Below are 18984 nucleotides of genomic sequence, written 5' to 3' on the forward strand. Positions count from 1 at the left end.
TTAATCCAAATGATTATTCAGAATAAAGGCACATCCCTGCTTATTTTTTTATTAGTTGTAGCTCACTGCATATTGCATGGTGGATTCCACCGCACCCGCTGTCGCCACACCGGTCGCGTAATATTGCGCGGTGTAAGTGGCGGAAGAGGCAGTTTCACCGGCAGCCAGTGTCAGGTCGCCATCAGCAGTAAAGGTTGAGGTGAAGTCGATTGGCTGAGATTTGGTATCCAGGATCTGAACTTCAACGTTGGTGGCCGCGTCAGTGGTCGCCACGTTGCTCAGGTTACCCGCTGTGCTCACACTGTTACCGGCGAAGACGCTGGAAACCGTGGTCGCAGCGTCGGCGCTGCCGGTACAACCGGTCACACCGATATCAAATGTTGCCTGACCTGCGGTGCTGCCTGATGCGGCCAGTGCACTGGTATTGACGCTTGGCAGCAGAACAAGTGGCTTCGCGCTGTTACCGTTGATGGTCACGGAACAGGTTTCCGCGGTCACTTCACCCTGGAAAGTAATCGTGTTATCTGAAAGTGCGAATGCCTGTGATGCGAACAGAACAGACAGTACAGATGCAGATACGAACGCCAATTTTTTCATTGTAAAAATCCCTATAAAAATAAAACCCTTGATTAATGAGGCGCTGAATATCGCGCCGCATTTCCTTTCATTTCTGAGAATGAAGCATCAGAAAATCATTTCTGAGAATGAAGCATCAGAAAAAGACGCAAACTGTTTATTGGCTTCCTGATTGGTCATGCCAGACATGCATTTTGCACGGCAGATGTTAGGGGGAGAGGGCGTTACGCTGTAGTGAAGAAATCTCACGGATTATGAAACGTGACTTCACAACAGTTAAGAAAGATGAGGTGCTGATTATTAACGATTTTTTATCGTACATTGCTGTGAGTGTGAACCGCGGCTGAGAAATTAACCCTGATTAATTAACAAAACAGCAGCATGAATAGCGTTTTTCAGACACCGCGACCGGTTGATTAATGAACGGTTTATCTTTCACCGCATGATGTGTCATACATTTTTCGTCGGTTCCTGAATGCCGCTGTTCCGGTGGAGAAGGGGAACAGGGGGAAAACCATGAAAGAACTGACTTCTGAACATCCTTTTCCACCCGCAGGGGTCATGAACCGGGCGGGGACGGGAAAATTACATATCGGCTTAGTGCTGTGGCCGGAGTTTCCGCTGATTGCCTTATCCGGCCTGATGGATGCGCTGCGTTATGCCGCCTGCAAGGTGGACAGAAAAAGCCAGACCCTGAAATGCCTGCTGAGCATGATCAGCGTCCGTGCGGATACGCCGGTTGCCAGCAGCGCCGGGATTGCCGTGACGCCGGATTTGCCGCCGGCGCAACCGCAGTCTCTGGATTATCTGGCCGTGCTGGGCGGAAGCCTGAAAACATTGCCGCAGGGACATAGTGCCGACCGCCGTTATCTCACCGACGCGCACCGTGCCGGCGTGCCGCTGATTGGCATCGGCACCGGCAGTTTTATTCTGGCCAAAGCGGGCCTGCTGGACGGACGCCGTGCCTCCGTGCATCCTTTCCATATAGCCGAATTCAGAAAGCGTTTTCCGCAAGTGCTGGCCGAAGAAGGTTTCGATTTTATTGATGAAGGGGATGTGCTGACCTGTCCGGGCGGCGTATCGACCATTACGCTGGCAACGGAACTGATCCGCTTATATGGCGGCGAGGAGACGGCGGCGAATGCCCGCCACCGGCTGGCGATCGCGCAGCATGGCGATATGTCGGTGGCGGTGTCCCGTCCGGCGAACATCGCGCTGATTGCCGATCCGCGTTTGCGCCGTGTCGTCTTACTGATCGAACAATATCTGGCGCGGCCCCTGAATACCGCCTGGCTGGCGCATCAGGTTCAGCTCAGTGCGCGTCAGCTGACGCGGCTGTTCAGCGCCGAATTCGGCAAAAGCCCGCGGGAATATATCCGCAGCGCCAGACTGCGTTATGCCTGCTGGCTGCTGAACAACACGGCACAGAGTATTACTGATATCGCCGTGCGCATGGGTTTCAGTGACTGCGCACATTTTATCCGCCACTTTCAGCAAGAATACGCCGTGACGCCGGGCCAGTGGCGCGCGGCGCAGAGAGACATTATCTGACCGTCAGCGGGCCGCCATCTCCTCAAACCCGGCCTGCAACGAAGACCGGCTTTCCATTTTGGTCATCTGACCGCCGTAGACATCAATGGCACTTCTCAGGCGGGTAGCCTGATAATTCAGGGTTTCCGAGGATTCCGACGACTGCGCGACCATCTCGGCGTTGTTCTGCGTCATGGTTTCAATCTGCGCCAGCGAGGTGTTGATCAGCGTCAGCGCTGAGGTCTGTTCGCGGGTCGCATGGCTGATCTCCCTGATCAACCCCGACATCTGCACCACTTCCGCGATAATTTCGCTGATCTGCTTCCCGGCATTTTCGACCATATGCCCGCCGGTTTCGACGCTGTGCATATTGGCTTCGATCAGCGCCTTGATCTCTTTGGCCGCCGTGGCGGAACGCTGCGCCAGCACGCGGACTTCGGCGGCCACCACCGCAAATCCGCGACCTTCGGTGCCTGCGCGCGCGGCTTCCACCGCCGCATTCAGCGCCAGAATGTTGGTCTGGAAGGCGATGCCGTCGATCACTGAAATGATATCCACCACCTTATTACTGGCCTGAGAAATCGACTGCATCATGCCGATGGTTTCCTGCATGATGTTGCCGCCTTTCTGAGCCACGGCGGTGGCGCTGTCCGCCAGTTTGCTGGCCTGCACCACGGTGTCTGCGCTCTGTTCCACGGCACCGGTGATTTCTTCAATGGCGGCGGCGGTCTGCTGAAGGTTGGCCGCTGTTTCTTCTGTTCGGGCGCTGAGGGCGGTGCTGTTTTTCGCCATCAGCTCACTGATGTGCGCGATCCCGCCGACCTGCGTACCGACATCTTCCACCAGCGAATGCAGGTTCAGACCAAACTGATTAATCGAACGCATCAGCAGGCCGATCTCATCCACCCGGTTCAGATGGATGGAATCGGCTTTCTTACCGGAAACCACCTGCTGCGCCTGCGCCAGGATCATGTTTATCGGACGGCGGATTTGCGATTGCAGGAAGATATCGGCAGCCAGTAACACCAGCACCGTGGCAATGACGCTTTCCGTGACATTGATCCCCGAAAAAGAAAATAAGAGCGGGAAAAGGCCGGCGATAAATAGCGGCAAACGTAAACGCCAGCTAACGGGAAGTTTTTGTAATACGGATAATCCTGAAAATAAACCGGTGCGCACCACCAGACCTTTATAAAACTTGCGGCTTCCGGCGGTGTTATTTTTCACCTTTTTGTATATGTTTTCTGCGGCGTTTATTTCCTGTTCGTCCGGTTTATTGCGCACGGAAATATAACCGGTCAGTTTATCGCGGTGATAAACCGGTGTGACGTTCGCGCGTACCCAGTAGTGATCGCCGTTTTTACGACGGTTCTTCACCAGGCCGGTCCAGCTGTCGCCCTGTTGCAGGGTAAACCACATGTCGGCAAAGGCTTCCACCGGCATGTCGGGGTGACGCACCAGATTATGCGGTTTGAAGATCAGTTCATCTTCAGAGAACCCGCTGACATTAATAAACGCTGAATTGGCATAAATAATACGGCTGTTGATATCCGTCGTGGACATTAACGTCGTGCCGGGATCTAACTGATATTCCCGTTGTGACACTGGCATGTTTACGCGCATGTAAATCCTCTGAAAACACTCTGAGTTGCAATAATAACTATGCAGAGGATTTATTTTTCTTTCCAGCGGTATTTATTTTACCGTCCTTCGTCAAGGAGCCAGTTAAATAATAAAGGTTAATTTTATTGTTGAATTAATATCAATGTAATATTTATGTAGAAAGAAGGTTCTTTAATTGCGATATAGAAAAATCCGGCCTAAGTTAAATTTTAATGCGTAATCAGGATAAATCGTACTTAGTGATTTCGGAAGGCGCTGATGGCGAAAAAAACACCGCGCCGGCGCGGGTTTTTCATTCAAGCAATATTGAAGGGTGCGGCAAATACTGGGCAAATTCCTAAAATGCGGCGGTGACCCCTTCCCGGCGGACCGCGGCTGGGCCGGGAAGCCGATTTCCCGTTTATCGGTTCACGGCGGGATGTGATACTTTGAAGCATTAGCGTGCCGGTGGGAGCATCTCACCGTGTTGAATTCAGAACAGCACAGAGGGTTTATGGCGGTCATTTCCGGACAGATTATCGAGCAGGCGAAACAGTGGCGTCGCGACTTTCACAGGCGACCTGAACTTGGCCTGAATGAGCATGGCACCGCAAAAATCATCAGTGAACTGTTGCTGTCGTTTGGTCTTGAAGTCCATACAGGTATCGCCGAAACCGGCGTGATCGCCACATTACGCAACGGCGACGGCCCGTCAATCGGCCTGCGCGCGGATATCGATGCGCTGCCCATTCATGAACTGAATGATTTTGCGCACCAGTCGCAAAACCCCGGGCTGATGCACGCCTGCGGGCATGACGGCCACACCTCCATTCTGCTGGGCGCGGCGAAACACCTGAGCGAACATCGCGATTTTCGCGGCACCGTGCATTTCATCTTCCAGCCCGCAGAGGAAAACTTCGGCGGCGGTGAGATGATGGTGAAAGAAGGGCTGTTTGAACGTTTTCCGATGCAGGCGGTGTATGCGCTGCATAACTGGCCGGGGCTGCCGGTCGGCGACGTGGCGGTCAGTCAGGGGCCAATGATGGCCTCACAGGATAATTTCTATATCACGCTGACCGGCAAAGGCTGTCACGCGGCGATGCCGGAACTGGGCGGGGATCCGGTAGTGGCCGGTGCGCAGCTGATCCTGTCATTGCAAAGCCTGATTTCCCGCCGGTTGTCGCCGCTGGAACAAACGGTGATCAGCCTGACCCAGTTACAGGCCGGTGAAGCAATCAACGTCATCCCTGAAACGCTGCACATGTCGGGCACATTGCGTTGTCTGAGCACTAAAACCCGTGAAACCTGCTGGCGGCTGATTGAAGAATACGTCAAAGCGGTGCCGCAGCCTTACGGTGTGAAAGGCGAAGTGCGCTGGGAATTCGGTTATCCGGTGACGCAGAACCATGCGGCGCAGGCGGAGATCGTTCGGGACGCAGCTGAAAACACGCCGGGCATTCAGAAGGTGCATTTCAACAATGCGCCGTCGATGGCCGCCGAGGATTTTGCCTATTTACTTGAAGCCTGTCCGGGGGCCTATTTCTGGCTGGGCGCAGATGGCGCGACGCCGTCCGCCTCGCTGCACAGCCCGCGTTATGACTTTAATGACGACATTATTCCGCTCGGCATCGGTGTGCTGACCACGCTGGTGGAACGTGAACTGAAAGCCTGACGCGTTGCGCGTCGCAGTGAAAAGCCAGACGCATCGATGCGCCTGGCTTTTTTATGATCAGAGTCCCAGCGCTTTTTTCACCGCGCTTTCTGCGGGCTGCCCGTCGCGGGTGGTGACGTCTTTCAGCCAGCCGGTCAGCAGTTCAGGCCGTTTCGCCAGTTCGGCGCGGGCGGCATCCTGCGGCGTTTGCTTGTCATCCAGCACACGGGTGATGATGGCGTTTTCCAGCGGCACATCAAATTTAAGCTGCGTGAAGAAGCGGTTAAGGTTCGGACACTGGCTGGCGAAATCTTTGCGGGTCACCGTATTCACCGTCGCGCTGCCGTAGTCCGGGCCAAACCATTTGTCGCCGCCGCTGAGATAAGTCAGTTTAAAACGCGTGTTCATCGCATGCGGCTCCCAGCCCAGAAACACAATCCATTGATGACGATCCACCGCCCGCGTGACCTGCGCCAGCATGCCGCTTTCGCTCGATTCGACCAGACTCCAGTCTTTCAGGCCGAAATCATGGGTATCCAGCATTTTTTTGATGTTCTGATTGGCGGGCGCACCCGGCGCAATGCCATAGATTTTATGGTCAAACTTCGCGGCATATTTTTCCAGATCGGCAAAATCCTTCACGCCTGCCGCTGCCACGTAATCCGGCACCGCCAGCGTAAATTTAGCGGCGGGTAAGTTTGCTCCGACCACTTTGATCGCGCCATCATCGGCAAATTTGGCAATCACCGGCGCCTGTGCGGGCATCCAGTTGCCTAAAAACACATCCAGCTGACCGGTTTTCAATCCCTGAAACGCCAGTGCCACCGAGAGATTCTGCACTTTTTGCTGATAACCCAGCGCGTTCAGCACCACGCCGGAAAGGGCGTTGGTGGCGGCGATATCTGTCCAGCCCGGATCGGACTGATTCACTGTTGCGCAGCGGGCATCGTCGGCGGCAAAACTGCTTAAAGGCAGCAGGCTGCTACCGGCAAGCAACATCAGTGAGGTCAGTTTTTTTATCATCATCATTATTATTTCCCTGTCGGGTGTGGATTAGGGCGCGGGTAACGGGCAAAGGCTTCCTGTTCGTCCAGCGTCTGGTGATTGCGAATGTAACGTTGGGAGGCCGCCTGATGGGGCTGAAAATCCCACTGCGGAATGGCATCACGACCGGCGATGTCGGTCAGATACAACCTTTTAAGCTGGCTGGCCCGCACCTGCCGGTTGAGCAGTTCCAGATCCCAGCGGCTGGCGACTTCAGCGGCAAAATCTGCCACGGTGCCCCGGAATTGCGCATCAGAGGCCAGATTTTTCAGTTCAAAGGGATCCTGACCGAGATGGTAAAGATGCGGCGCTTCGGTGAGCGAATGAATGTATTTCCACGGGCCGCGACGGATCATCACCATCGGCTCGATAGCGCCTTCCGCCAGATATTCGCCGCAGGCCTCATCGCTGCCCGATTGCCCGTTGAGATGCGGCACCAGACTGTGGCCGTCAAGCGGCGCGACCGGCTGGCGCAGACGGGCTTCGCCGCCCGCCAGTTCGGTGAACGTCGGCAGTAAATCCATCAGCGAGACATTTTCAGCCACGCGGTGCGGCGTAAAACGTTTCGGGTTATGCACGATCAGCGGCACGCGCACCGCGCCTTCAAAGAAGGTCATTTTGTACCACAGGCCGCGCTCGCCCAGCATTTCGCCGTGGTCGGCGATGACAAATACCACGGTGTCTTCCGACAGCCCGGTGTCTTCCAGCGTGCGGATCACCTCACCAAAGCAGTCATCGACATAGGCAATCGAACCGTAATAGGCGTGGCGCGCACGGCGGATTTGCGCGTCGCTCAGCAATCCCTCTTCCAGCTGATACATGGCGCGCAGACGCTGCGAGTGTGCATCGTCTTCAATATCGGCGGCACCGGTGACCGGCAGATCGATATCTTCCTCATTGAAACGGTCAAGATAGCGGCGCGGAATGGCAAAAGGATCGTGCGGATGGGTCAGTGAAAGCAGTAACAGAAACGGTTGATCGTCCGGTTTACGGGCGGCGTTATACAGCCGCTGGCGGGCCATAAACAACGCTTCATCATCGAAATCCAGTTGGTTAGTGCGCACACACTCACCGGCTTCCAGTACCGAACTCATATTATGGAACCAGTCCAGACGGCGGTCGGGATGCTGCCAGTCCGGCGTCCAGCCAAAATCTGCCGGATAAATATCGGTGGTCAGGCGCTCGTCAAACCCGTGTAACTGGTCCGGGCCGCAGAAATGCATTTTGCCCGACAGCCACGTGCGGTAACCCTGTTCACGCAGGTAATGGCAAAAGGTCGGGGAATCGGCGCGAAACTCTGCCGCATTATCAAAGACGCCGTTTTTCGACAACAACTGGCCGGTCATGAAAGACGCCCGCGACGGCGCGCACAACGGACTGCTGCAATAGGCCGATTCAAACACCACGCCCTCATCCGCCAGTTTGTTGATATTCGGCGTCAGGCTGACATTATTTCCGTAAGTGCGTAATGCGCCCGCGGTCAGTTGATCCGCCATAAGAATAACGATATTCGGTTTATTTATAAGCATCATTAACCTGAAATAAAATTTAATTTGTGAACTGTGATATTTTTATCGCACGCCTTTTTCATTCTGTGAAGAGGTGATTAAATTATCATGGCATAAGGTGGCGTTATGGCAGGGAAATTAGAGTTACCGCCTTTACAGGTGTTAGTGGTATTTGAGGCCGCCGCGCGCCACGGTAATTTTACGGCGGCAGGAAATGAACTCGGACTTTCACAACCGGCAGTCAGTCAGCGTATTCAGATGCTGGAAAATGTCCTTAACGGACCGCTGTTTGAACGGCGTCATCGCGGGGTGCAACTGACCGAATCCGGCAATGCGCTTTACCAGATTGTCCGCACCAGCCTGACGGACATCAGCGAGCAAATTCAACGCACGCGCCATCAGCGCAGCACGCTGCGAATAGACACCGACATGGGCTTCGCCAGCTACTGGCTGATGCCCCGGATGAACGCCATTCAGGCGCTGATCCCTGGGGTGGAAGTGCAGGTATCGACCTCACCGAATGACTACAATTTTCGCGATAACAATGCCCATCTGGCGATCTACTTTGGTAACGGTAACTGGCCGGGGACGCATGCGCAAAAGCTGTTTCCGGAGGATGTGATTCCTGTGTGTAATGAACAGGTTATACGAAAGCTGAAACAGAACCATAACCCGCAGGATCTGCTGAATTTCCCGCTGCTGAAGCTGCCGGAAACCCGCCCGCAACGCTGGCTGACCTGGGAAGACTGGTTCCGTTCGCAGGGCGTGGCGATGCATCATCACGCCGGTTCGCGGACCTTCAATGCCTACTCGCTGGTGATCCAGGCGGCGGTGGAGGGGCAGGGGATTGCCCTCGGCTGGCGGCCGCTGATTTCGGCGCTGCTGGAGAGCAAGCAACTGTTTATTTGCGGCCCGCAGGTGCGCACCGAACGGGGCTATTATCTGATCACCGCAGGGGGAAAACCAGCCTCCGCGCAGCAGGAAAAAGTCACCCGCTGGTTATTAAACGAGGCGTGGAATTTTCATCATACTTTGCCGCATCAAGACGATGCATTGCTAAAATATGAATAAGCTAATGCGAAATATCTCTATCGCGTTTTTCAAAAGAGGTAACTTATATTCATTATTTTGAGTTAGCGTAATAAGGTAATTAAAACCTGTGTGAAGCCATTATGTCGCAACCCATCATCGAGTTACGCAATGTCGTTAAGAATTATTCTGCGTCGTCCGGAAAGTCATTATTTTCCCGTGCGCAGAATACACCGTCCACCAATGCCTTAAGCGATATTAATTTACAGATTTATGCCGGTGAGATTTTTGTCATCGTCGGGCTTTCGGGATCCGGGAAATCGACGCTGCTGCGCACGCTGAATTTTCTCATTCAGCCCACCGGCGGCGAGGTGCTGTTTCAGGGGCAGGCTCTCGGCAGCCTGAATGCCCGCGAGATGATCACCCTGCGGCGCGGCCAGACCGGCATGGTTTTTCAGTCGTTCGCGCTGTTTGATGAACGCACCGTGCTTGATAACGTCGCGTTCGGGCTGGAAGTCTCAGGCATCAGCCGGGAAGTGCGTCATCAGCGTGCGGCAACCATGCTGGAACGTGTCGGGCTGTCGCACGTCGCGACACAATATCCGCCTCAGCTTTCCGGCGGTATGCAGCAGCGTGTCGGCCTCGCCAGGGCGCTGGTGGTGAATCCGGCGTTGTTGCTGATGGATGAAGCCTTTTCGGCCCTCGATCCGATTATCCGGCGTGAGATGCAGTCGCTGTTGCTGGCATTGCAGCGGGAACAGCAACGCACGGTGGTGTTTGTCACGCACGATATGGAAGAGGCGCTGCGGCTCGGGACGCGCATTGCGATTATGCAGGAAGGCATACTGGTGCAGGTCGGCACGCCGGAAAACATCATTAATGCGCCCGCATCGCCTTATGTCCGTCACTTTTTCTCCGGCGTCGACACCTCGCGCTGGCAGCTGGCGGAATCTTATGCCGATGTCTGGCAACCGCCAGAATAATCCTTTTTTGAGCAGAGAACGTTATGGCCTACCCCTTAGATTTCAGCCGCCAGATCGACAGCGCCATCCACACGCTGCTGACGCACACGGGCGGTTTTTTTGATGGTCTGTCGGCAGGCATTGATGCGTTTGCGGGCGGTCTGGAAACCCTGACCGGCTGGCTGACGCCGTGGGGGCTGGTGATCATCGCCGTCGTGCTTGGCGCGTGGCGCATCGGCAAAGGTTTTGCGCTTTTTGCCCTGCTTGCCACGCTCTATATTATTTACAGCGGCTACAGCGAACATGCGTCGGTCACGCTTTCCCTGACCTTGTCGTCAACGTTCTTCAGCCTGCTGATCGGCATTCCGCTGGGCATCTGGAGCGCCCGCCGTGCCCGCGTCGGCAGCGTGGTGCGCACCCTGATGGATTTTATGCAGACCATGCCTGCGTTTGTCTATCTGATCCCCGCGACCATTCTGTTTGGCCTCGGGCGTCCGCCGGGTATTTTCGCCACCATTTTATTTTCCATGCCGCCGGTGGTGCGTCTGACCGATCTGGGGATCCGCCAGGTCAGCGTGGCGCGGATCGAAGCCGGTCTGGCTTTTGGCTGTACGCCGTGGCAACTGCTGTGGAAGGTGCAACTGCCCGCCGCGCAACCGGCGATCATGGCAGGCATCAATCAGACCATCATGATGGCGATGTCGATGGTGATCATCGCCTCAATGGTCGGCGCAGGCGGGCTGGGCAATGACATTCTCAGCAGCATTCAGCAACTGGATATCGGGCTGGGATTACAAAGCGGCGTGGTCGTGGTGCTGATGGCGATCCTGCTCGACCGATTGTCGGCAAGTTTTGCGGCAAAAACCGGAGAACGGGGAAGGGAATGATCAGCCGGACGCCAACACCGTCCGGCTGTTTTTATCATTACTGCGGCGGAATCAGACCCGGAAATGCCCCACGGCGACGGCCAGACCGGTGGCCTGTTCCTGTAACGCCGACGCGGCACCGGTGGATTGCTGAACCATCGCGGCGTTTTGCTGCACCATGCCGTCGAGCTGGGTAATGGCACGGTTAATTTCGTGAATACTCAGCATCTGCTCTTCCGAGGCGTGGGTGATTTCCAGCATCACGCTGCTGACGTTCGACACATTGCTGACGATTTCGCTCATGCTGTCGCTGGCCAGACGCACCTGCGCGGAACCGGAAGCGACACTGCTGACGGTGGATTCGATCAGCACTTTGATCTCTTTCGCCGCCTGGGCGCTGCGCTGTGCCAGACTGCGCACTTCGCTGGCGACCACCGCAAAACCGCGTCCCTGTTCGCCTGCGCGCGCGGCTTCCACCGCGGCGTTCAGCGCCAGAATATTGGTCTGGAAAGCGATACCGTCGATGACGCCGGTAATATCGCCGATTTTCGACGAGGCACTTTCGATGCTTTCCATCGTTGTAATGACTTTCGTCACCACTTCGTCACCGCGCGTGGCGGCCTCTGACGCGGATTTCGCGGTGTCGGAGGCCTGTTTGGCCGAACTGGCCGACTGAGACACGGTCGCGGTGATCTGCTCAAGGGAAGCCGCCGTTTGTTGCAGACTGGCCGCCGCAGACTCGGTACGTCCTGACAGATCGTTATTCCCCGCCGCGATCTCGTCAGCGGCGATTTTGACCGATTCGCTGGTGGTGCGGATTTCCGACATCACCTTGCTGAGCTTATCGACGAAAGTGTTGAAGGCGTGCGCAATCTGCGTCACTTCATCGTGACCGTCGGTCGGCAGGCGCTGTGTCAGATCGTCTTCGCCGGAACTGATGGCATTGAGCGTGTCACGCACCACAGAAAGGCGGTGGAAGGACTTACTGATCATCAGCCCGATAATGGCGGCAGAAATCAGCACGATCACCAGCAGCGTAATCACCGATGAGGTCAGCAGGGAACGCATACCGGCGGTGGATTCTTTCTTATCCTGCGCCACCAGCGTGAACCACTCCGTGCCCGCGACCGGCATTGCGCGGACGCGCTTCACCGCGCCATTGAGACGGATATCCACCGGCGCGTTGGCGGCAAACACATCCTGCAAATTCACTCCTTCTGCCAGCGCAGTAAACGGCTTCAGTGCCAGACTGGCGTCGGGATGCGCAATGATCACGCCGGATTTATCCACCAGCATGCCGAAACTGCCCGGCGTCGGGTGAATGGTATTGACGTTATTGACGACGCTGTCCATCGACACATCGCCCGCCACAATCGCTTTCAGCGTGCCGGAATCCATCACCGGTACCGCGAAAGTGACCACCAGCTTACCGGTGCCTGCGTCGATATAAGGCGGCGTCGCCACCGCGTGTCCGGCGGCTTCCGCCTGCTTGTACCACGGGCGACCAGTCGGATCGTAATCCGCAGGCACACCGGTCGGATCAGAGAACTTCGCAGTGCGGTTGGCGTAACCGACATACACGTTGGTAAAGCCGCCTGCACTGGCGATCTGTTTGAGAACCGGGATCGGATCTTCAGACATCGCGACCTGTTGCAGTGAAACGATCATCCCTGTTTTTGCATTAACCCAATCGCTGATCCCTTGCGTGTGGCTGGACGTCAGGGCGTTCAGCGTATTGTCTGTCGCCTGACTGTTGTATTTGTTTGCAACGGTATAGCTAAGAAACGTATTGATGATCAGCGAGCACGCCACGATGGCGATACAGGCTGTGATAATGCGCGAACGGATGGTCTTTAACATGGGCGTTTCCCTGGAAGGAATCTTAAGTCTAATGTATCGGCAGGAACGGGAAAAACTTGAAGTACGTCACACTAAAATAGTGCCGAGGGGTAATAGCTGCTTAAGTTACGTTAACGTCTAACTCATTGATTCAGATCATAAAATAGTGGTAATTGGTTTTTTTGCGCCGGATAATACCCGCACTCTTTATGTGTATTATTATTCCGACGGATACCCGCATGTCTAAAATGGACTTTTCCCACACCGCTGCCTTTATCTGGTCAGTGGCTGATTTGCTACGGGGTGATTTCAAACAGTCGCAGTACGGACGCATCATCCTTCCCTTCGCCTTATTACGCCGTCTGGAATGCGTGCTGGAAAACAGCAAAGACGCGGTCGTGACGCAGGCGCACACCGTCAATGCCATGGATCTGCCGGAAGAAGCGCGGGAAAATTATGGCTGGCACAACGTGCGCTGATGGAGAAAGCGCGTCAGATCCAGACCGCTATTGGCACCACGGACGGCGGTAAACACAGCGTCAGCAACGATTTCAATCTCTTTGAAAATGCCCTGAAAAACGCGCTCAGTACCGCCGGTGTGAAGCTGGATAACAAAGAGAAAAAGCAGTTTATCGAGGCGGTCACCCGCAAAAATCCGGCAGCCGAACCGGTGGTGAAAAAAGTCCTGAAAGAAAGCGAACAGCCGCTGTACGGCGCGTTCCGCTACAAAGGCAAGGTGGTGGAATTTGAACAGGACGGCGATTTACGCGACAACGAAAACGTCCCGCTTAATCCTGCCATCGCCACCAGCGTGCTTATCGAGAGCTATTTCGAACGTGAGGTCAAACCGCACGTCAGTGACGCCTGGATCAACGCCGACAAACGCGATGCCAGGGACAACGAAATCGGCGTCGTCGGTTACGAGATCCCGTTCAACCGCCATTTCTATGTTTATCAGCCGCCAAGAGATCTGAAAGAGATCGACGCCGACCTCGATGCGATCAGTGCCGAAATTATGGCGCTGTTGCAGGAGGTGCATTCATGAGCGGGCGGTATAAGGCGTATGGGGAATATAAGGAGTCTGGGGTTGAGTGGTTGGGGGAAATTCCTGAAGGTTGGCGTGTGAATAAGATGCGATATCTTTTTTCATTCGGAAAAGGATTAGCGATTACTAAAGAAAATCTGATGGATGAAGGGGTTCACTGTGTTAATTATGGAGAGGTTCATTCAAAATATGCATTCGAAGTTGATCCCGGAAAACATCCTCTCAAATGTGTAAGTACACAGTATCTAATATCTTCTCCTAATTCATTGCTGAATAAAGGCGACCTGGTTTTTGCTGATACTTCTGAAGATATCGAAGGTTCAGGAAATTTCACTCAACTGGTTAGCAATGACTCTGTATTTGCCGGTTACCATACCATTATTGCTCGTCCTTATGGGGGAGGGAATAGGCGCTACTATGCTTACCTTTTCGATTGCTCTGAACTAAGAAGTCAGATTAAGTATTCTGTGAAAGGGGTAAAGGTTTTCAGTATTACTCAGGCAATTCTACGTTCTGTAAATATTTGGTTACCGTCCCCGCAGGAACAGTTCCAAATCGCCGCCTTCCTCGATCACGAAACCGCCAAAATCGATACCCTTATCGATCTCCAGCAACAACAAATCGAACTCCTCAAAGAACGCCGCACCGCCCTGATCTCCGCCGCTGTCACCGGCAAAATCGACGTGCGTGACTGGCAGGTTCCTGTCACGCAGACAGAATCCGACGAGGTGACGGCATGATGTCGGATCTGACCAAAGAGCGGATTTTTCAGGATGAAATGATCTCGCAGCTTTGCGAAAACGGCTGGATCAGCGGTAAACCGGACGGTTACGATCGCCAGCGGGCGCTGTATCTTCAGGACGTTCTGACCTTTGTGCAGACCACGCAGCCGAAAGCGTGGGAGAAGCTGGCGCGGGTGTATCCGCACGACACCGAACGTCATTTCCTGGATGCATTGCTGACGCAACTGAACAAAGCCGACATTATTGCCACGGATAAACTTTCCCGCACCTATGGCACGCTCGGTGTTCTGCGTCACGGATTGAAGATCCGTAATGCGGATTTCTCCCTCTGTCAGTTCAAACCCGAGCACGGCCTGAACCCGGAGACGCTGGCGCGCTACCGGCAGAATATCTGCCGCGTGGTGCCGGAACTGGTGTACAGCCCCTATGCCAGCGCGGAGCATTTCGCGGCAAGCGGGGTGAAAGCCAAACGCTGGCGGCTCGATCTGGTGTTATTCGTCAACGGTCTGCCGGTCGCCACGCTGGAACTCAAATCTGAGTTCAAACAGACGGTGCAAAGTGCGGTCGCTCAGTACAAAGACACCCGTCTGCCGAAAGATCCGGCGACCAAAAAACCGGAGCCGTTACTGACTTTCAAGCGCGGGACGCTGGTGCATTTTGCTGTCAGTCAGCACGACGTGTTTATGACCACCCGGCTGGCGGGCAAAGAGACGTATTTTCTGCCGTTTAACAAAGGCACGCCGGAAGGCGGAAAGGGCAATCCGACGCCCGCCGATCAGACCCGTTACGCGACGGATTATCTGTGGAATGAAGTGTTGCTGCCCGCCAATCTGCTGACCATTCTGGGCAGTTATGTGCATCTGCAAATCGAAGAAAAAGAAGACTGGCAGGGGCTGAAATACAAGAAAGAGACGCTGATATTCCCGCGCTATCACCAGTGGGATGTGGTGAATAAACTGGTGCGCGCCGCCGTGCAGGAAGGCTGCGGGCATAAATACCTGATCCAGCACAGTGCCGGATCTGGCAAATCCAATTCGATTGCCTGGACGGCGCATCAGCTTTCGACGCTGTATGCCGCAGACGGACAAAAGCAGTTTCACTCGGTGATCGTGGTGACCGACCGCACGGTGCTGGACGATCAGCTTCAGGACACCATTTACCAGTTCGAACATGCCGACGGCGTGGTCGGGCGCATCAATAACAAAACCGGTGACGGCTCGAAAGCCGATAAACTGGCGGCGGCGCTGGAAAACTCGCAGCCGATCATCATCGTCACCATCCAGACCTTCCCGCATGTGCTGAAAGCGATCGAAAACAGCCTGAGCCTGAAACAACGCCAGTACGCGATCATTGCCGATGAGGCGCACTCTTCGCAAAGCGGTTCGACCGCGCGCCAGCTGAAAGAAGTGCTGATGCTGGAGAACACCGGCGACGACGTTGAGTTGTCCTCCGAAGACATCATGGACGCCACCATGGCTGCCCGGCGCGGCAGCAATAATCTCAACTATTACGCCTTCACAGCCACGCCGAAAGCCAAAACGCTGGAGCTGTTTGGCCGTCTTCCCAACCCGAACGAACCGGCATCGAAAACCAACCGGCCGCAGGCGTTTCATGTGTATTCCATGCGACAGGCCATCGAAGAGGGCTTTATTCTCGACGTGCTGAAAAATTACGTCACTTATCATGTGGCCTACAAACTGGCGCAGAAACAGGCGGATGCCGACAAAGAAGTCGATGACAAAAAGGCCAACAGACGCCTGACTCAGTGGGTGCGGCTGCACGATTACAACATCGCGCAGAAAGTGAAAGTGATTATCGAGCACTATAAAAACCACGTGATGAACCTGCTCGGCGGGCAGGCTAAAGCGATGGTTGTCACCAGCTCGCGTAAGGAAGCGGTGCGTTACAAACTGGCGTTCGATAAGTACATTCACCAGAATCATTACCAGAAAATCAGCGCCATGGTGGCGTTTTCCGGTGAAGTGGAATTCAGCGAAAACGACCCGAACAGCGAGGCGCAGCTGGGGCAGAAATATACAGAAACCAACATGAACCCCGGCCTGAAGGGGCGTGATATGCGCAAAGCTTTCGACAGCGACGACTATCAGGTGATGCTGGTGGCGAACAAATTCCAGACCGGATTTGACCAGCCAAAACTGTGTGCCATGTATGTCGATAAACCGCTCGGCGGCGTCGAATGTGTGCAGACTCTGTCGCGCCTTAACCGTATATATCCCGTCAAAGCGGCATCAGGCACCTTTATTCTCGATTTTGTGAATGACCCGGATGACATCCTGCAAGCCTTCCGGCCCTATTATCAGACCGCTGAACTGACGGATGTGTCTGACCCGGCGCTGGTGTTTGAGCTGTTTGAAAAACTGCGCACCAGCGGGATTTTTCAATGGCGTGAAGTCGAACAGTTCTGCACCGCCTTTTTCAGTAAAAACAAATCTGGCGCGGCACTGAGCAATATCAGCCGACCAGCCGTGGAACGCTGGGAAAAACGCTATGCCTCGGCGACTGAAGCCTATCTGCAATCCAAACGCATGTTCGAGATCACCAAAACGACCCGCGAGCCGATATTAATCGCCAATGCAGAAAACACCTTTAAAGAATGCAAACGGGAAAAAGACCGGCTGGAAATTTTCAAAAAAGATCTCGGCAGCTTTGTGCGCTTTTATGAATTCATTTCGCAGATCGTCGATTACGACAATCAGGATCTGGAGAAACTCAGCCTGTTCGCGCGGCATCTGCGCCCGCTGCTGCGCGAATCAAACGTGCAGGAAGACGACGTGGATTTGCAGAATGTGGTCATGAGCCATTACCGCCTGTCGAAAATGCGCGAACAGCAACTGCGCCTCACCGCGGCCAGTGCGGAAGAGGGTTTGCAGCCCGGTAACGACGTCGGATCGGCGAAACCCAAAGACAAGCAAGAAGACTTTATGTCGCAGATCCTTGAACGTCTGAATGCGCTTTTTGTCGGTGACCATCTGACGGATAAAGATATGATCAACTGTGCTTTCACAGTTAAAGACAAGATCTCAGAAAACACGGCTGTCATGACGCAGCTTGCTAATAACACCCGTGAACAAGCGATGTTAGGCGATTTTCCAAAAGCTGTTGATGAGGCCATCATGGACTGCAATGCAGCTCAGCAAAATATGATGATGCAGTATCTTTCCAATCCCGCACTCGCCAAAGGCTTTGCGCAGGTGGTGTTTGATATGCTGAAAGCGGGGTGAGCCGTTAACGCGCTGCGGGGAGAGCCGCAGCCTCAGAACTTATTCGTCACCTGTCTTCTTCTTATCTACATGCCCCAGCGATCTTTCCGGGAAACAGATATCGCGCACGCGCTGTTTAAGCGGCGCGGCATCGGGGAAACCGCCGTCGCGTTTGCGTTCCCAGATGATTTCGTCATCGACTTTGATTTCGTAGATGCCGCCGGTACCGGGGACAAGCGTCACGGACGCCAGATCGGTGCTGAACGAATTGAGCAGTTCCTGCGCCATCCACGCGGCGCGCAGCAGCCAGTTGCATTGAGAACAATATGTGATGGTGATGGCTGGCAGTTTTTCCATGGTATGGATCCTTATAGGCAGATTTTATCGATGTTTCAGAAAACGTCATTACTGCCCGCTACAGACCTGCGCCAGTTGCTGTCTCAGCCACTGATGTGCGGCGGAAAGATGCGAGCGTTCGTGCCACGCGGCGACTTTGGTAAAGCCAGGAATGGTCAGCGGTGGCGGCATCACTTCCAGCCCTGCGGCATCGCGCACCAGCCGTTCCGGTACTACGGCGATCAGATCCGTGGTCTGTAAAACCGGCGGCAGCACCAGAAAACTGTTCACCGACAGCACCACGTTGCGTTTTTTTCCCAGCGCGTGAAGGGCAGTATCCGTCACGCCGGCAAAATTTTCGCCGCTCAGTGACACCAGCGCGTGGTCGTACTGACAAAATGTCTCCAGCGAGATCGTGCCTTGATTCAGCGCCGGATGGCCTTTGCGCAGCGTACATACATAACGTTCATCATATAAATGGCGGATATGCAGATCGGGCGGCGTGGACTCCGGCGTCAGCAGCGCCAGGTCGATTTCACCGCGCTCCAGCCGCCCCGAAAGGGTCGAATCCTCAACCCGCTGAACCGACAGATGAATACCCGGCGCGAGCTTCTGTAACAGGGAAAAAAACGGCACGATAATCACGCCCAGCGCGTAATCGGTGGCGGCGAGGGTAAACGTCATCTCGCAGTCAGCGGGTATAAATACCTCCGGCTGTAACAGCGCGCCGATTTCCGCCATCACCCGTTTCACCGGTTTAGCCAGAGACAGCGCGCGTTCGGTCGGCACGATACCGTAGCGCGCCCGCACGAATAAGGGATCATCAAAACTTTCCCGCAGACGCGTCAGCATGCTGCTTACAGCGGGTTGCGTCAGGGAAAGGCGCTCTGCGGCGCGGGTCACGCTGCGCTCGTCGAGCAATGCATCGAAAGTCTTTAACAGGTTGAGGTCGAGACTCTTCAGATTGCGCATAGGCAGGGCACCGATTGAGTTATAACGAAATTTGATACGCACTATAATATTTCTATACTT

Annotated in this window: 15 protein-coding genes and 1 pseudogene; 9 read left to right on the forward strand and 7 right to left on the reverse strand. The window is 54.6% G+C overall.

The annotated features are described in order from the left end of the window. Nucleotides 1-51: 51 nt before the first annotated feature. Nucleotides 52-597 (reverse strand): fimbrial protein, encoded by a 546-nt coding sequence (locus EYY67_RS03700; RefSeq protein ID WP_095923090.1) that lies wholly within the window; start codon nt 595-597, stop codon nt 52-54. Between the two features lie 495 nt (nt 598-1092). Here EYY67_RS03700 and EYY67_RS03705 point away from each other — a divergent pair, with 495 nt between their 5' ends. After that, the gene (locus EYY67_RS03705; protein ID WP_242675563.1) at nt 1093-2127 is read left to right on the forward strand and encodes a GlxA family transcriptional regulator; all 1035 of its coding nucleotides are present in this window, start codon (nt 1093-1095) and stop codon (nt 2125-2127) included. 3 nt (nt 2128-2130) lie between these two features. Here the strand turns inward: EYY67_RS03705 and EYY67_RS03710 are convergent, their stop codons facing one another. Further along, on the reverse strand, nt 2131-3729 hold the full coding sequence (locus EYY67_RS03710; RefSeq protein WP_119822704.1) for a methyl-accepting chemotaxis protein: 1599 nt from the start codon (nt 3727-3729) through the stop codon (nt 2131-2133). A 493-nt stretch (nt 3730-4222) separates the two neighbouring features. Here EYY67_RS03710 and EYY67_RS03715 point away from each other — a divergent pair, with 493 nt between their 5' ends. Continuing rightward, entirely contained in the window at nt 4223-5380 is a 1158-nt protein-coding gene (locus EYY67_RS03715) for a M20 aminoacylase family protein (RefSeq protein ID WP_131692867.1), read from the forward strand. 57 nt (nt 5381-5437) lie between these two features. Here the strand turns inward: EYY67_RS03715 and choX are convergent, their stop codons facing one another. Then, nucleotides 5438-6388, reverse strand: coding sequence for a choline ABC transporter substrate-binding protein (choX, locus tag EYY67_RS03720; RefSeq protein ID WP_242675564.1), 951 nt, complete (start codon nt 6386-6388; stop codon nt 5438-5440). A 2-nt stretch (nt 6389-6390) separates the two neighbouring features. Further along, the gene (gene betC / locus EYY67_RS03725) at nt 6391-7932 is read right to left on the reverse strand and encodes a choline-sulfatase (protein ID WP_131692868.1); all 1542 of its coding nucleotides are present in this window, start codon (nt 7930-7932) and stop codon (nt 6391-6393) included. 105 nt (nt 7933-8037) lie between these two features. On the opposite strand from betC, the gene EYY67_RS03730 reads away from it, so the two are divergent. From EYY67_RS03730 to EYY67_RS03740, 3 genes are all read left to right on the forward strand, one after another. After that, complete coding sequence (locus EYY67_RS03730; RefSeq protein ID WP_095923086.1) at nt 8038-8982, forward strand: LysR substrate-binding domain-containing protein; 945 nt, start codon at nt 8038-8040, stop codon at nt 8980-8982. A 101-nt stretch (nt 8983-9083) separates the two neighbouring features. Then, nucleotides 9084-9923 (forward strand): ATP-binding cassette domain-containing protein, encoded by an 840-nt coding sequence (locus EYY67_RS03735; RefSeq protein WP_131692869.1) that lies wholly within the window; start codon nt 9084-9086, stop codon nt 9921-9923. A 23-nt stretch (nt 9924-9946) separates the two neighbouring features. Next, nucleotides 9947-10789 carry an ABC transporter permease gene (locus EYY67_RS03740; protein WP_131692870.1) on the forward strand — a complete coding sequence of 281 codons (843 nt, stop codon included), beginning with the start codon at nt 9947-9949 and terminating at the stop codon, nt 10787-10789. Nucleotides 10790-10840: 51 nt separating this feature from the next. Here EYY67_RS03740 and EYY67_RS03745 read toward each other — a convergent pair whose 3' ends face one another. Continuing rightward, on the reverse strand, nt 10841-12628 hold the full coding sequence (locus EYY67_RS03745; RefSeq protein WP_119822698.1) for a methyl-accepting chemotaxis protein: 1788 nt from the start codon (nt 12626-12628) through the stop codon (nt 10841-10843). Nucleotides 12629-12846: 218 nt separating this feature from the next. Here EYY67_RS03745 and EYY67_RS03750 point away from each other — a divergent pair, with 218 nt between their 5' ends. The 4 genes and pseudogenes from EYY67_RS03750 (at nt 12847) to EYY67_RS03765 (ending at nt 17637) form a co-directional block, all read left to right on the forward strand. Beyond that, a complete protein-coding gene (locus EYY67_RS03750) occupies nt 12847-13086 on the forward strand; it encodes a type I restriction-modification system subunit M N-terminal domain-containing protein (RefSeq protein WP_165497939.1) in 240 nt (79 codons plus the stop codon). After that, nucleotides 13059-13652, forward strand: a pseudogene (locus EYY67_RS03755) (SAM-dependent DNA methyltransferase); the annotation flags it as partial. The gene EYY67_RS03750 and the pseudogene EYY67_RS03755, both read left to right, overlap by 28 nt. Continuing rightward, complete coding sequence (locus tag EYY67_RS03760; protein WP_131692872.1) at nt 13649-14392, forward strand: restriction endonuclease subunit S; 744 nt, start codon at nt 13649-13651, stop codon at nt 14390-14392. The pseudogene EYY67_RS03755 and the gene EYY67_RS03760, both read left to right, overlap by 4 nt. Further along, nucleotides 14389-17637 carry a type I restriction endonuclease subunit R gene (locus tag EYY67_RS03765; protein ID WP_131692873.1) on the forward strand — a complete coding sequence of 1083 codons (3249 nt, stop codon included), beginning with the start codon at nt 14389-14391 and terminating at the stop codon, nt 17635-17637. The genes EYY67_RS03760 and EYY67_RS03765 overlap by 4 nt, the downstream gene beginning before the upstream one ends. A gap of 39 nt (nt 17638-17676) precedes the next feature. Here EYY67_RS03765 and EYY67_RS03770 read toward each other — a convergent pair whose 3' ends face one another. Then, nucleotides 17677-17973 (reverse strand): Rdx family protein, encoded by a 297-nt coding sequence (locus tag EYY67_RS03770; RefSeq protein WP_131692874.1) that lies wholly within the window; start codon nt 17971-17973, stop codon nt 17677-17679. Nucleotides 17974-18021: 48 nt separating this feature from the next. After that, the gene (locus tag EYY67_RS03775; protein ID WP_207391074.1) at nt 18022-18924 is read right to left on the reverse strand and encodes a LysR family transcriptional regulator; all 903 of its coding nucleotides are present in this window, start codon (nt 18922-18924) and stop codon (nt 18022-18024) included. Nucleotides 18925-18984 lie beyond the last annotated feature (60 nt).

Source organism: Rahnella victoriana, from assembly GCF_004330295.1.
GTDB classification, from domain to species: Bacteria; Pseudomonadota; Gammaproteobacteria; order Enterobacterales; family Enterobacteriaceae; genus Rahnella; species Rahnella victoriana.